We start from the raw sequence: 15251 nt of genomic DNA, 5'->3' as shown, positions 1-15251 counted from the left end.
GGATGACACCCAGTTGTCCTCCATGAAGTGAGGTTTACTGGATATAACTCATATGAACCTTTTACTGATTTTTGTCCGTTCCCTGTGTTTAGCCATTTTACTCAGTTTTGTTGCTCCTTGGATTCTGATTGGAGGAGTTATGGTTGGCTTGGATGTAGGAACTCGAATTCCTGGACTAACCACCTTATCTCAAACCGGAGAAAGCCTCATTTGGCATTTCTTAGCCATTTTTGGCAATGGAGAACCCCTAGAAGGATTACTGGTGCTTGGAGTCACCTGTAGTCTAGTTGGGGCAATGTTTGATGCCTTTGCTTTTTATCGAGAACAAATTTGGCATACTCATTAAGTCATTTGGCCTAATATCCCGATGACAACTTGGTTTATGAAGTTTGTTTAATCAACAAGGCTACGGGAAACTGGTTGAGAATCTCCCGCATCCATAGAGTATTTTCACCTTGGATTTCTTGCCCCGTAATCGCATCTTTCCACACCGCAGAAGACCCCGTGGGTAAAGAAATCCGAGTTTCATGCCAAACTTGTTCCCCCAAGGGGTATTCATCTTCCTTAATTAATTGAGTTAAAAACCGAGGAGCGATCGCGATCGCACTTTGCTCATTCCAAGTCCTCATAAACGTTACAATATGAGACTTTAAACTCCCATTAACCGGCAACTTCTGATAATCTCCCCGTTGAAACAAGTCTTGATAGTCTTGACGGGCCTTGAGAGACTGAACAATAGTAAACAGTTTAATTTTGCCATCTTTTGGGTGCTGGAGAAGATTGGTAAATAAAGCAGACTTATTCTTTTTCCACTGCGATCGAATTTCATTAAGCAATTTTAATCGCTTCTTAAAGTCCACTGGCCGTCGGTTATCTGGATCGACCAACGTTAAATCCCATAACTCCGTTCCCTGATAAAAATCAGGCACACCCGGAACCGTAATTTTTAGCAGCGTTTGCGAAAGGGAATTGAAAATACCATAATGTTGAATTTTCTGCTGGAATTGACGGAAGGAGGGTAAAAACTTATTCTGCTTCGTCTCCTTAAATAAACTATCTACAAACTTCAGAAACCCTTCCTCATAAGCCGTATCTGGACGCAACCAGGCCGTATTTACCTTCGCTTCCCGAATAGCCTTAATTAAATACTCCTTAATCCGTTGTACAAATTCCCCTTTATCTTGGTCATCAAAAGGATAAATTCCCAACAGAGTCTGATAGAGAAAATATTCATCATTGGGAGTGGGTACATCTAAACCGCGCACCGTATCTTTATACCCCGCATTCATCTTTTTCCAATCTTGTATATAGGTACTCCATTCTTCCGGAATTTCCGACAGTACATTAATTCTAGAGCGCATATCTTCCCCCCGTTTTGTATCATGGGTAGACGTGCCATTCATCGCATGGGGCCAATTTGAAGACCGCTCTTGATTAAATCCATGAAACTCTTCTAGAGAAAACCCAAATTGACCGGGGGTAGAACCCACCTCATTTAAAGACACCAAGCGGTTATAGATATATAAAACCGTATCCTCTACCGACTTGGCCATCAGCGGCCCCGTGAACTGCTGTTGACGCATGACAAAATGCAGCCATTGTTTTTTATCTTCTGGGGTTAAATTGTCATCAAATTGTAGCAACAAGAACTTTTTAATAAAATTAATTTCATTAATTAACTCATTCAAAAAGCTAGGAATATTTTCTTGCGTCTTGGCAATCACTTGAGCAATACAGTCTTGGTCTAGGGTACTCACTTCATAATTGACTTCCTCTCCACTGGCTTCTCCGCTAATATAGGTTCGATAGACCGAGAACGCTGCCATCACTTCCACCAAGGCCGCTTTTAATCCATAAATGGTAAAATCACTCGAATAGCGATACTGGTCAGCAATCCGTTTGAGCAAATTTGCTAAGTTATCAATATCTCCTGCTAGATGTTTTTCCAGGATTTTGCGTTTATTCTCATCAATCAACTTATCACATTTCAATATATCACCAATAAATTGACTATAGCACTGGTTAAATTCTGTCTCTGAGTCTTGATAGCAAAAAATCCCATTGATATAATTTAAGAAATCATAGCCAGTCGTTCCTTCAATTGGCCAATTCACTCTCAATTTCTCATGAGGTTCGATAATTTTTTCTGCTATAATATAGGCATTTTCCGCCTGATTTCTCAATCGAATTAGATATTGTTTGGGATCGTACAGGCCATCAATATGATCGATTCTTAACCCAGTGATTTTATTTTCTTCTATTAACCGCAAAATTAGCTTATGACTTTTATCGAAAACGGCTCTATCTTCAACTCGAACGCAAATCAAATCATTGACGGTAAAGAAACGCCGGTAATTGAGTTCTTCATTTCCAACTTTCCAGAAAGAGAGCCTAAAGAACTGCTCATTGAGTAAGTCATCCAGCAGATCAAAACTTTCGGGTTTACCCACTTCTCCATTAAAGACTTGAATATTCTCTTCTATAAAGGCTTTGATTTCAGGATTGTCATTCCACAATTCCCAAATCATGCTTTTAATAAAACTAATCTGTTCGTACCGTTCTCGGTAACCTGCACTGCTGGGAATATATTGAATAGCATTAATCGCATACAATACACCTAGAAATTTAACAAAATCCGGATGAGTTCTGCCTAGCTTGTTTCGCAATCGCTCGGAATTATGGTCTAATATTTTGCCATAAGACTCAATTTGGATCGGAAAATTCCAATCCCAATAGTTAATCGTAAATCCTTTTTTTTTATACTGGATTTTTAGCTCTCCACTTTCTAGACAATCCCCATAAAATTTACCTAAAAATGGGGCTAAAACTCGATGTCTAATGCCTTCATAAGGATGTTCCCAATCAATATCAAAATAGTCTTTGTATTGAGAGTTGGGACCATTCTCTAGCACATCCACTAACAAGGGATTTTGGCTACTAAAGGCCATATGGTTAGGTACAATATCTTGTATCCAACCCAGGTGGTATTTTTGCACCCCTTTAATGAGCTTTTCAAACTGTTCTTCTCCACCGAGTTCGGGGTTGATTTGATTGGGATCGACTACATCATAGCCATGGGTACTGCCACTTTGAGCTTTTAAGATGGGGGAAGCGTAAATATCAGAAATCCCTAATTCTGATAAGTAGGGAAGAATCGACTGAGCCATTTCAAAAGTAAATTGGGGGGTAAATTGGAGTCGATAGGTCGCGGTGGGAATTTTCATAGAGTAGTATATCAGAAAAACAGTTCGGATTGATTATAGCGTCAATCCAGGAGTTATAACATTTTTCTCCGAAGTGGCGCTTAAAAAGGTGCTAACAAAGGGCTGAGAGCAATTTGCCTTAATAGAAAGGGTATTTGGTACACAATCAATAGAATTTAATGCTAGGATTGAGTATACAAGACAAATCCCCAACTGGAGAGAGTGATTTCTTTGCCTGCGCTCAGTTCTTGGGGGTTGGTTTGTCCGGAACCGCTCCATTGTGGATCGGCAGAATCGAGGATTTTTGTCCAAACTCCAGGAGGAATGGAGGGGGTGAAGGTAATCGGATCGGAGTTGAAATTTAGACAGATATAGAGATGGGAAGTGTTAGCGTGACGATGGAGGATAATCACGGAGGTATCCGTGGGATGTATCACTTTTGTATGCTCTTTTTTAAGGGAGGCTAAAGCGGGATGAGTTTTGCGTAATGCGATGAGGGTTTTATGGAGCGATCGCAGAATTTTATGATTTCCTTGTTGCCCTAATTCCCAGTTTAAGGTCGATTCCTCAAATACTTCCACACTTTGGGGGTCAGGGACTTCTTTTTGCCAACCAAATGACTTAAATTCTTCGGCTCTTCCTTTGCGTACGGCTGCCACTAAATTGGGGTCGCCATGGCTGATAAAATACTGAAAGGGCGCGGTTTCTCCATATTCTTCGCCCATGAATAACATGGGGATAAAGGGAGAGAGCAATACAGCGGCTGCTGCTAATTTTAACCGATCGAATCCGACTAAGGTAGAGAGGCGATCGCCCGCTAATCGATTTCCCACTTGGTCATGATTTTGGATACAGACCACAAAACACTCCCCTGGATAGCTTAACGAAGAGTTCCCATGGGAGCGCTGACGGTGAACAGAATACTGGCCAGAATACACATAACCTTCCTGATAAGCCTTCGCCAAATGGCTCACCTGACCGAAATCTTGATAATATCCTGAAGTCTCTCCGGTTAACACGCTATGGAGAGCATGGTGAAAATCGTCACACCATTGACTATGATGGCCCCACCCACCCGTCTCGCGAGACTGGAGAACGCGCACGTCATTGAGATCGCTTTCCGCAATCAAATAATGGGTATATCCCAATTTTTGATCCAATGCTTCCACCGCTGCCCCCAACTGTTGCAGAAAGGGTTGGGCGCTAAAATCATAAATGGCATGAACGGCATCTAAACGTAGGGCATCGATATGATATTCCTCTAGCCAATAGAGGGCATTTTCGATAAAGAAATTGCGTACAGGGTCGCTATAAGCATCGTCATAATTGACCGCATCTCCCCAAGGCGTGCGATATTTGCCCGTGAAATAGGGGCCATAATCCCAAAGATAGTTACCCTCCGGGCCAAAATGGTTATAAACCACATCCAGAATGACGGCAATTCCTGCTTGATGACATGCATTCACCAGGGTTTTTAGTCCATCCGGCCCTCCATAGGAGGATTGCACCCCATAGAGATAGACCCCATCATAGCCCCAGTTGCGACTGCCCGGAAATGCAGCAACGGGCATCAGTTCAATGGCGTTAATGCCTAAGTCAAGTAAATCCGGCAGTCGGTCAATAATCGCTGTAAAGGTTCCTTCAGTTGTAAACGTACCCACATGCAGCTCGTAGATCGCATATTGCTCTAAGGGCAGACCGTTCCAGTCTTGATCTTGCCAGACAAACCCTTGATGATCCACTACTTGCGAGGCATCGTGAACCCCTTTCGGTTGCAGGGAAGAAGCGGGGTCAGGACGGTCTACGGTGGTGTCGAGTTGATAAAAGTAGAGACTTCCTGGCTGAACATCACTAACGGTTGCTGACCAATACCCCTGTTCCTCTTTTGAAAGGGGAATTAACCGCTCTTGGAGAGAAACCAAATGAACAGCAACCTCTTGGCGTTGAGGGGCCCAAACTCGAAATTCACACTGGTTATTTCCCAAATATTGAGATCCAATTTTCATCTGTTTAAGACCCTTGAGTGCATTATTTGATCTTAATACAGGATTGGCCCTTCACCCCAGATGGAGGAATGGGGGTAACTGCTACTCGATATAGCATAATAGGGAAAGCTGGTGTTTCCGTACCTGAGCATCATGGATTGGCAACCGGGAAAAAAATTACAGATAAGTACAGGATTGAGGAAGTTGAGGGTAAGATGTTTGACTTTATAGGTAAGGCCAAACATCTTACCCTGGGTTCGTTCTGTGTGATTAAAACCCCAAGGACAAAATTTCGCCAGGATTCCAGATACTGAAAGAGGAAAGCATGAAGAGGTGACAAGATGGCAAAAATTATTTTCAGAACTGACAAACCAGAGGAAGTGACGGAACTGGTTAAAAAGGCGATCGCGGCCGAACTATGCAGGTTAGAAAACAGCCAAAGAACTGCTTCTGGGAAACGGATGCGGAAGGTGAAATTGATTGAGCCAAAACAGCATAAAGCCATTAGTGCTAATTTGAATTATGCCATTGTCTGGGGGATGGCTTTGGAAGCAAAAGATCGTCCGCAGTCGATACAGAAGTGGTTGGGGTTACCCTGTTTTTCGGGTGCGTCTGTTGCTCCTCAACCCATCAATAAACCCCCTGCACCTGCTCCTCAACTTAATTTCAATCCGCTTAATTTCTTCAATCCGCCGCAAGGGGATGATTTAAGGTCAGAGCGAGGGGTAGACTATACTCGCTTGCAGAGACTGTTGCAGCAGCAGAGATGGAAAGATGCGGATGAGGAAACCACCCGCAGAATGCTGGAAGCGGTGAAACGAGAAAAAGAGGGGTGGTTTCGTGTTGAAGATGTGAAAAACTTTCCGCGCACTGATTTGAGAACCATTGACCAGTTATGGGTGAACTATAGCAAAGGTCAATTTGGCTTTAGCGTGCAGAAGCGGATTTGGCTTGACTTGGGAGGAAAGCTAGGAGAGTATGATTGGGATACTTTTGAGAAATTAGGCGATCGCGTCGGCTGGCGTAAAAACGGTTCATGGTTAAATTACAGTGATTACACCTTTACTACAAATGCACTACAAGGTCATTTACCTGCCTGGTGGGAGTTTGGAGTAGCATACCTGCCTTGGGGAGGTTACTCGGTTACTCTATGGGAGGGGTGTGGTACTCTTGGGTACTCTTTTCTCTTCTCTAGACTTTAGCACATAAGCGTTTCCCAGCATTCATAATTATTTCTTATCAATCTCATCGCTACGGTATTCTTACGTTTGCGGATTTCATTACCTGCCATGAATCCATGTTCATGTCGGCGAGGAGCCGAAACAATGAATCATGAACAATGAACAATGAACAATGAACAATATCTGGCTGGTTGCCTCTAAATAATCGAAAAAAAGTAATCTAGAATACAGAAATTAGACCTATTTTCTGAATTTAGACACACGAATCCTATCACCTGCCCCATTCATCAGTAATAATTTTCTAAAAAGTTCGCGACGTGGGCAGGGTTATAACAATTGGCTAACATAAACTTTTCCGCCACTGCCACCACCTCCGGATTATTTTGTCGCCACTTTTCATAGTCCTCCCTCGCCTCTTGCTCTCGTTGACTCGGCTGTTTCTTCTTCTGTTTTTTGTTAGCATTTGACTTATTTTTGCGCATCAACTTCGGTAAAAGTTTATTGCCCCAATAAAAAGGTTTAGTTTGTTTTTCCTTCGGCTGATACTGTAGGGGCGGGTTATACCAATATCTAGAACACCAACAAATCAATGAGGTAAACCCGCCCTCGCCAACTGTAAATTCGATTCCTACGGAGGTATAAACTTCCCCTACAAGAATGGGGAATTATGGATTAATTGGATGGTTTTCCCATTACCCATTACCGCCCGAAGTGCTACGGGAGTGAAGCAGAGGAATCAGATAGGACATATTGGGAACTTGCAATAATTTTAAGGTGCGAGAAAGGGGAATTTTCACCCAATGGGGACGATGGGTGAGTTCGTAGGAGATGGCGTAGACGGATTTTTCTAGGATGTAAGCGTCGAGCAAAACTTGCATTTCTCGCGAAGTATCGGGGAGGAAGTGACCTTGGCTAGCGGTTTGCAGATAGGCTTTGACAAAGACGAGGTTAACCCAACTGCACCAAAAGTCTGACCATTGCTCCATGTCGGACAAGTTGTCGGGGTCAATCATGCCATTATCAACTTCTTGTTGCAGGGCAACGCTGGCAGCATAGTGGAAGGATTGAAGCATTCCAGCCACATCTCGCAGGGGCGATCGCTTCATGCGTCGTTCGCTCAAGGGTCGATTGGTTTCTCCTTCAAAGTTGGTGATCACAAAGTCTTTACCGGTATAGAGGACTTGTTCTAAGTGATAATCCCCATGACAACGGGTTCTCAGGGCAGTAATTTTTAAGTCGATGACCGAGCCAAAGCGCTTTAATAATTGGTCTTTGCGATTAATTAAGTCCATCGCGATCGATTGCCAGTCTTCGGGCAGTCGGTTGAGACGCTTTTGCAAAAACAGGAGGGTTTTACCGCTCAGGTTCCGCATGTATTGGTAAATTGACCGTTGGTAGAAGGATGAAAACGGTTCTGGGGCAAAGTGGCGATTGTCGCGATCGGAGGCTAGGGCTAGATGGAATTCAGCCATGTATTGGCCCAGACGTTCAGCAGAGCTAAGGTAAGATCCGATCAGGGAGTAAACGAGTTCGGGAATCTCAGCTATCGAATCATGGCTCTCTAAGTCTAAGTCGGTCGATTTTGAGGTGACATCCAGGGTAAAGTCCTTGATGTTAGGTAAGGGTAGGTCGGCAATTTCAATGGGAGTAGCCATGACTTGCTCGAAATAACCCCGCAAATTATCGAGGGTGTATGACCAACCGTCGCGGATGTCGGGAATAAAGTCGCGCAATACGCCAATGGTCATGGAGGGTTTACCGGGGCGATGATATTCTAGGGAACCATAAAAGGGGGTAATTTGGCCAGATCGCAGGGAGAAGGTTTTGGGGTTCGGTTCGAGGTCTGAGCTAATTCTACGGGTGAGAAATTCCCCAATTTCCAGGTCGGCATTGATTCCTTCTTCAATTTGCCGGAAGAGTTTGAGAACCAGATGATGGCGATCGACTTCAGCTTGAGGATCGCTATAGATAATTGAAGTATGTTTGTGTTCGCCTCGCAACACGTGGGGATCGAAGGCTTCTATGCCTTGCTCTAATTGATCTGGGGTTTTAAACAGATAGGGGACAATTTTGCCTTCAATGCCTTGATATTGCCAACCGTTGGCGATCGCCTCTAACATGAATCTGAGGAAGTCTGGATCGGCGCTGGCTTCGTATAAAATACCGGTTTCGCCGAATTCTTGCACGTTGATTTTAGCAACCATGCGATCGCTATACATGAGGTCTTCCTCAACACTAATGGCTTCGTATGCAATAGAAAAAGCATAGGTTTCGGCTGCACCTTCGGTATAGTTGACCTGAATGAGCAGAATCTGAGCTTCCCGGTTTTGGTAAGGAATGGGAATCACATCCACAATTTGTGTGGATTGAATGGTGCGCGATTTACCCGTAAACCAGGAGCGAGTAATCAGATAGTGGGGTAGATGGAGTTCAAAGCGGGTTTTGGGATCGTTTTGATAAAACGCGCTTGGCCAGGGGCCGGTCGGGACTTCTAGGGTGGGAAGTTGGGTAACAGGAACCGGACTTGGGGTTAAGTTTTCCTCGATTTGTAGGGTGAACCAGTAGAAAGCGTAGGGACTGAGGCTGAGAAAATAGGAACCCTCGGCGATCGCCGGAAATTCAGTACGGCCAAAGATTTCTACGGGTTTCATCCCTTGGAAGGGGGATAGATCTAGCTCGACAGTTTGCACAAACCGGGAGAGGTTAGCCACCACTAGGATATGTTCGCCGGCATAGGTGCGGGTAAAGGCTAATACTTTGCGGTTGTCGGGATACAGAAATTCAAAGCTTCCTCGACCGAAGGCTTGGAACCGTTTCCGGGTGGCGATCAGCCGTTTCATTGACCACCAGAGGGCGTTTGTATTGCTGCGTTGGGCTTCGACGTTGATCGCTTCGTAATGGTATTCAGGGTCGAGAATCGGAGGAGCGTAGAGGCGTTGGGGGTTAGTGCGGCTAAATCCAGCATTGCGGTCAGCGCTCCATTGCATGGGGGTACGGACTCCGTTGCGATCGCCCAAATAAATATTATCCCCCATGCCAATTTCATCCCCATAATAGAGGACGGGGGTTCCTGGTAAGGAAAAGAGCAGACTATTGAGTAATTCTATCCGGCGGCGATCGTTCTCCATTAAGGGACTTAAGCGGCGACGAATCCCTAAATTAATCCGCGCTTGCGGATCTTGGGCATAAACCCGATACATATAATCTCGGTCTTCATCCGAGACCATTTCTAACGTCAGTTCATCATGGTTGCGCAAAAACAGCGCCCATTGACAATTACTCGGAATCTGAGGCGTTTGTTGCAAGATATCTATAATCGGAAAACTATCTTCCATTTTCAATGCCATAAACAGACGCGGCATCAGAGGAAAATGGAAATTCATGTGGCATTCATCTCCCCGCCCAAAATAGGCGGCTGCATCTTCCGGCCATTGATTCGCTTCAGCCAGTAACATGCGGTTAGGAAACTTTTCATCAATATGGCTGCGCAGATCCTGCAAAAATGTATGGGTTTGGGGTAAGTTTTCGCAATTCGTTCCTTCTTCCTCATACAGATAGGGAACTGCATCTAAGCGCAGACCATCGACTCCCATTTCTAACCAAAAATCTACCACCTCTAAAATAGCTTTCTGCACCGCTATATTTTCATAGTTTAGGTCTGGTTGATGGGAATAAAATCGATGCCAATAATAGGCATTCGCCACAGAATCCCAAGACCAGTTAGAATGTTCAAAGTCTTGGAAAATAATCCGAGCGCCTTGATATTTACTAGGGTTATCATTCCATACATAAAACTCTCGCTCTGGTGACCCTGGAGGTGCTTTTCTAGCTTGCTGAAACCAAGGATGCTGGTCAGAGGTATGGTTAACGATTAATTCGATAATCACTCGAATCCCTCGTTTGTGGCTCTCGCGTAAGAATTCTTTGAAGTCCTCTAGATTTCCATAAATGGGATTGACGCTATTGTAATCGGCAATATCATAGCCATCGTCTTTGAGGGGAGACGGGAAAAAGGGCAGTATCCACAGGGCAGTGACCCCTAATTCTTGGATGTAGTCCAGTTTGTCCTTGAGTCCACCGAAATCACCGATACCATCTCCGTTACTATCGGCAAAAGCCCGGACAGGAACTTCATAAATAACCGCATCTTTAAACCAAAGGGGATCGTCTTTGAGGATGGAGTGGCTCATTTCTTCTATTGTCCAATGTTCTTGATTTTTCATTTTAATACCTGAAGCAAAAAAATAGGAGTCGCTCAAGAAAATGAGCAGATGAATAAAACAACAACAAATCCGCCCCAGCGATCGCGAGGGACTTTTTGTCTTATTCTATGGAGAAGACCGATCGTCCGTATCTCTTGTAGAGTTTGTAATTCCTATGGCTTTTGAACGCGCAAGTGGCATCTTATTACACCCGACTTCCTTGCCCAGTTCCTTTGGAATTGGCGATTTAGGAGAGAATGCTTATCAATTTGTTGATTTCCTCGCTCGGAGTGGGCAAAAAATATGGCAAATTTTGCCCCTAGGACCAACCGGTTATGAACATTCTCCTTACACGATGAATTACAGTGCTTTTGCCGGTAATCCCTTGATGATTAGCTTAGAGCAATTAGCCGCAGAAGGATTATTAAATTCCGAAGAATTAATTCCTCTAAGTGGAGAAGATATCAGCCCCAACCGAGTAAATTTCGATCGCGTGATTCCCCATAAATATGGATTCCTTAAACAGGCCTATGAAACCTTTAAGGAACAGTTAGCAGAAGAGGAAAATCCTGCCTTGACTAACTTTACTCAATTTTGTCAGGAACAGGCCAGTTGGTTAGATGATTATGTGTTATTTATGTCCCTGATGGAGGAGAATGGGGGACAAGCTTGGAATCATTGGGAAAGATCGCTTGCTCGTCGCGAACCCCAGAGCCTAGCCCGTAAAAAAGAAACCCTTGCTGATTCCATCCTATACCATCAATTTCTGCAATTCAAGTTTTTTGAACAGTGGCAAAACCTGCGCCAGTACACCAACGAAAAAGGCATTCAAATTATCGGTGATGTTTCGATTTATGTCTGCCACAATAGCGCCGATGTCTGGGCAAATCCCGAAATTTTCAAGTTAGATCCCCAAACCTTAGAACCGGCATGGATGGCGGGCGTACCTCCGGATTATTTTAGTGCCACAGGGCAATTGTGGGGGAATCCAGTTTATGATTGGAATAAATTACAAGAAACGAATTATGCTTGGTGGATTGAACGCTTCCGAGCCACACTGCAATATGTGGATGTCGTCAGGATTGACCATTTCCGAGGCTTTGAAGCCTATTGGCAAGTACCTGCGGGTGAAGAAACAGCCATGAATGGAGAATGGGTAAAGGCTCCAGGATTTGAGTTTTTCCAAACCTTGGGTGAGGAATTAGGCAGTTTACCCGTTTTAGCGGAAGATTTGGGCATTATTACGCCAGAAGTGGAAAAATTACGGGATCATTTTAACTTTCCAGGAATGAAAATTCTCCTATTTGCGTTTGGAGGAGGATCTGATAATGCTTATTTGCCCCATAATTATCCCCAAAATGCAATTTGCTATACGGGAACTCACGATAATGATACGGCAGTGGGGTGGTGGGAAAAGGCGAGCCAAAAAGAAAAACAGCATTTAGCCGAATATCTCGGTTATAGTTCCCCGGAAGAAATTACTGAGATTTCTTGGCTGTTAATCCGTATAGCCTTGAGCGCGGTAGCCGTTTGGGCAATTCTCCCCCTACAAGATTTATTCAGTTTAGATAACCAAGGACGAATGAACGATCCGAGTGTCAGTGCTGGAAATTGGCGTTGGCGCTATGCCGATCCAGGGATGTTGAGTGAGGAATTAGGCGATCGCCTGCTACACTTAACCCAATCCTATGGCCGCTAAGAGTGCGACGCACTAGGAAATAGGGAATAGGGAATAAATTTCAGAACTGAGGATTAACCCATTCTTCTACTCCTTGCTCCCGTACCCATTACCTATTACCCATTACCCGCGCGTAGCGCTCCTGACTTTCGCAAGTTGACCAGAAAATAGTACAGTAGATCTAAATCTTAAAACTTTTTGTTCGTATGAATCACCGTGGTGTTACAATCTGGTTTACTGGTCTCAGTGGCGCTGGTAAAACCACCATTACCCAAGCCCTAGAAAAAAAACTACGCGCTGCTGACGTTAAATTAGAAGTCCTAGATGGGGATATTGTTCGTACAAACCTCACCAAAGGATTAGGCTTTAGCAAAGAAGACCGAGACGAAAATATCCGCCGCATTGGGTTTGTTTCCCATCTATTAACCCGAAATGGGGTGATTGTTTTAGTTTCTGCGATTTCTCCCTATCGAGCCATTCGAGAAGAAGTGCGTCAGAGAATTGGTGATTTTGTGGAAGTGTTTGTTAATGCTCCCTTAGCTGTTTGTGAAGAACGGGATGTGAAAGGATTGTACAAACGTGCCAGAGCTGGGGAAATTAAACAATTCACCGGTATTTCTGACCCCTATGAACCCCCAGAAAACCCAGAAATTGAATGCCGCACGGATCTCGAAGTGTTATCTGAAAGTGTGGATAAAGTTTGGAATAGACTGGTAGAAATGGGTTATCTCAGCTAAGGTTTGATTCCTCTTCACGGGAAGCGGAAATAGGGAGAGGTTTGTGCTAGTGGATCTAGTATTTTCCATGCCCTATTCCTATTCCCTATAAACTGGCTGCTTTCTGAGCCAACCGCAAAATTGGGGAAATGAAAACTCTGCTGAACTTGAACTTGCATAAATTTCTCCAATTTCCTATTCCCTAGGATGAAGCTCTGTATACTAAAAGCAGCTTGTTCTTACGAGCAAGCTGCCAAAAGTTAGGTGAAATGGATGGGAAAACCTTCCATGGGTAATTACATCATACCCATGCCACCCATGCCACCCATGCCACCCATGCCGCCCATGCCACCCATGCCGCCCATGCCGCCCATATCGGGAGCAGCACCTTTGGGTTCAGGTTTTTCGACCACTAACGCTTCAGTGGTTAAAACCATTCCAGCAATGGAACCTGCATTTTGCACGGAAGAGCGAACGACTTTAGCGGGGTCAATAATACCAGCGGCAATCATGTCTACATATTCACCCGTGGCGGCATTGTAGCCCACATTAAATTCGGTTGTCCGTACATGGGCAACGATGACTGAACCTTCAACGCCAGCATTATCAGCGATTTGACGTAGGGGAGCAGCTAGGGCACGAGCGACGATCTCTGCACCAATTTGTTCTTCGGCGGTTAATTGTCCTTTGAGTTCTTCAACTTTGTTGGAGAGGTGAATTAAGGTGGTTCCGCCTCCGGGAACAATGCCTTCATCAACGGCGGCTTTGGTCGCGTTGAGTGCGTCTTCGATGCGGAGTTTGCGGTCTTTGAGTTCGGTTTCGGTGGCTGCACCAACTTTGATTACAGCAACACCACCAGCGAGTTTGGCGATCCGCTCTTGGAGTTTTTCTTTATCGTAGTCGGAGTCGGTTTCGTCGAGTTGGCGACGAATTTGGGCGATCCGCTTTTCGACATCGGCTTGGGTGTTGTTTTCGGCAACGATGACGGTGCTGTCTTTGTCGATGCTGATTTTGCGGGCAGTTCCGAGCATGTCTAGCTCGACGGTATCGAGGCTTAAGCCAACTTCTTCGGAAATGACTTGACCCCCGGTTAATACAGCGATATCTTGCAGCATTTGTTTGCGGCGATCGCCAAATCCAGGGGCTTTAACGGCAGCAGCATTCAGCACACCTCTAGCTTTATTCACCACTAGGGTAGCTAGAGCTTCGCCTTCAATGTCTTCGGCAATAATGAGTAGGGGTTGACTGGCTCTAGCCATTTTTTCTAAAACGGGAACCAAGTCTTGAATGGAACTGATTTTTTTGTCGGTGAGTAGGAGTTTTGCATTCTCATATTCCACCGTCATTTGGTCGCTGTTGGTGATGAAATAGGGAGAGAGATAACCGCGATCGATTTCCATCCCTTCAACAACTTCTAGCTCCGTGAGCAAGGATTTGGATTCTTCAACGGTGATGACACCATCTTTGGTTACCGCTTCCATGGCTTTGGCAATCATTTGCCCGACTTCTTCGTCATTGCCAGAAGAAACGGTGGCGACTTGGGCGATCGCCTCTCCTTCTACAGGTTTGGCAATGGCTTGAATTTCTGTGACTAAGTGGGCAATGGTTTTTTCAATTCCCCGACGTAGCGCTACGGGGTTTGCACCAGCAGCTACATTTTTTAACCCTTCCTTTACCATGGCTTGAGCTAAAACGGTGGCGGTGGTGGTTCCGTCTCCCGCCGTGTCTTTGGTTTTGGAAGCCACTTCCCGGATCAGTTGCGCTCCGGTATTTTCTAGGGGATCTTCGAGTTCAATTTCTTTAGCAACGGTGATCCCATCATTAATGATTTGGGGCGCACCAAATTGCTTTTCTAACAGCACATTCCGACCTTTAGGGCCAAGAGTAATGCGGACGGCATCCGCTAGGGCGTTTACACCTTTTTCTAAGGCTTTGCGCGATTCTTCCTTAAATGAGACGATTTTAGCCATACACCTTTAGGGTTAGGTTTACGTGATATCATCAGCCAATTTAGCACTCTAACTAAGAGAGTGCTAACCTCTTCCACATATATCAGGTTTTAGGTCAGGTTTCGAGGTAGGGATATCCACACATGGTAGGGAGTGGGGGAAACGGGGAAACGGGGAAACGGGGAGTGGGGGAGTGCTGACAAGTGAATGATTTTCATGATTGTGCATCCATAGACCCTCAGAGCGCCCTAAATTTCATAGAGTCATCTCATTCTCCGTGTCCCCGTGTCCCCGTTTCTCCGTGTCTTCCTGACTCGAATCTTAAAATCATTCCCTT

9 protein-coding genes are annotated in these 15251 nt (G+C 44.8%); 4 read left to right on the top strand and 5 right to left on the bottom strand.

Features of this window, described 5'->3' with window-relative positions:
- Nucleotides 1–52 precede the first annotated feature (52 nt).
- Nucleotides 53–346 carry a hypothetical protein gene (locus tag J7545_RS21735; RefSeq protein WP_318701349.1) on the top strand — a complete coding sequence of 98 codons (294 nt, stop codon included), beginning with the start codon at nucleotides 53–55 and terminating at the stop codon, nucleotides 344–346.
- A 34-nt stretch (nucleotides 347–380) separates the two neighbouring features.
- Here J7545_RS21735 and treY read toward each other — a convergent pair whose 3' ends face one another.
- Together treY and treZ are read right to left on the bottom strand one after the other, a co-directional pair.
- Nucleotides 381–3224, bottom strand: a complete 2844-nt coding sequence (gene treY / locus J7545_RS21730) for a malto-oligosyltrehalose synthase (RefSeq protein ID WP_318701350.1) — start codon at nucleotides 3222–3224, stop codon at nucleotides 381–383.
- Between the two features lie 161 nt (nucleotides 3225–3385).
- The gene (gene treZ / locus J7545_RS21725) at nucleotides 3386–5209 is read right to left on the bottom strand and encodes a malto-oligosyltrehalose trehalohydrolase (RefSeq protein WP_318701351.1); all 1824 of its coding nucleotides are present in this window, start codon (nucleotides 5207–5209) and stop codon (nucleotides 3386–3388) included.
- A gap of 320 nt (nucleotides 5210–5529) precedes the next feature.
- Here treZ and J7545_RS21720 point away from each other — a divergent pair, with 320 nt between their 5' ends.
- The gene (locus J7545_RS21720; RefSeq protein ID WP_318701352.1) at nucleotides 5530–6390 is read left to right on the top strand and encodes a GUN4 domain-containing protein; all 861 of its coding nucleotides are present in this window, start codon (nucleotides 5530–5532) and stop codon (nucleotides 6388–6390) included.
- A 266-nt stretch (nucleotides 6391–6656) separates the two neighbouring features.
- Here the strand turns inward: J7545_RS21720 and J7545_RS21715 are convergent, their stop codons facing one another.
- Nucleotides 6657–6851: a hypothetical protein gene (locus tag J7545_RS21715; protein WP_318701354.1), complete on the bottom strand. Its 195-nt coding sequence runs from the start codon at nucleotides 6849–6851 to the stop codon at nucleotides 6657–6659.
- A gap of 210 nt (nucleotides 6852–7061) precedes the next feature.
- Nucleotides 7062–10559 (bottom strand): maltose alpha-D-glucosyltransferase, encoded by a 3498-nt coding sequence (treS, locus tag J7545_RS21710; RefSeq protein WP_413038650.1) that lies wholly within the window; start codon nucleotides 10557–10559, stop codon nucleotides 7062–7064.
- 187 nt (nucleotides 10560–10746) lie between these two features.
- On the opposite strand from treS, the gene malQ reads away from it, so the two are divergent.
- Nucleotides 10747–12270, top strand: a complete 1524-nt coding sequence (malQ, locus tag J7545_RS21705; RefSeq protein ID WP_318701356.1) for a 4-alpha-glucanotransferase — start codon at nucleotides 10747–10749, stop codon at nucleotides 12268–12270.
- 185 nt (nucleotides 12271–12455) lie between these two features.
- A complete protein-coding gene (cysC, locus tag J7545_RS21700) occupies nucleotides 12456–12986 on the top strand; it encodes an adenylyl-sulfate kinase (protein ID WP_318701358.1) in 531 nt (176 codons plus the stop codon).
- 275 nt (nucleotides 12987–13261) lie between these two features.
- Here cysC and groL read toward each other — a convergent pair whose 3' ends face one another.
- Complete coding sequence (gene groL / locus J7545_RS21695; protein ID WP_318701359.1) at nucleotides 13262–14935, bottom strand: chaperonin GroEL; 1674 nt, start codon at nucleotides 14933–14935, stop codon at nucleotides 13262–13264.
- Between the last annotated feature and the right edge of the window lie 316 nt (nucleotides 14936–15251).

Source organism: Roseofilum sp. SBFL, from assembly GCF_017746885.1.
Taxonomy (GTDB): domain Bacteria; phylum Cyanobacteriota; class Cyanobacteriia; order Cyanobacteriales; family Desertifilaceae; genus Roseofilum.
The sequence above is the reverse complement of the archived record's forward strand: the minus strand, read 5'-3'. Positions and strand labels throughout refer to the sequence as shown.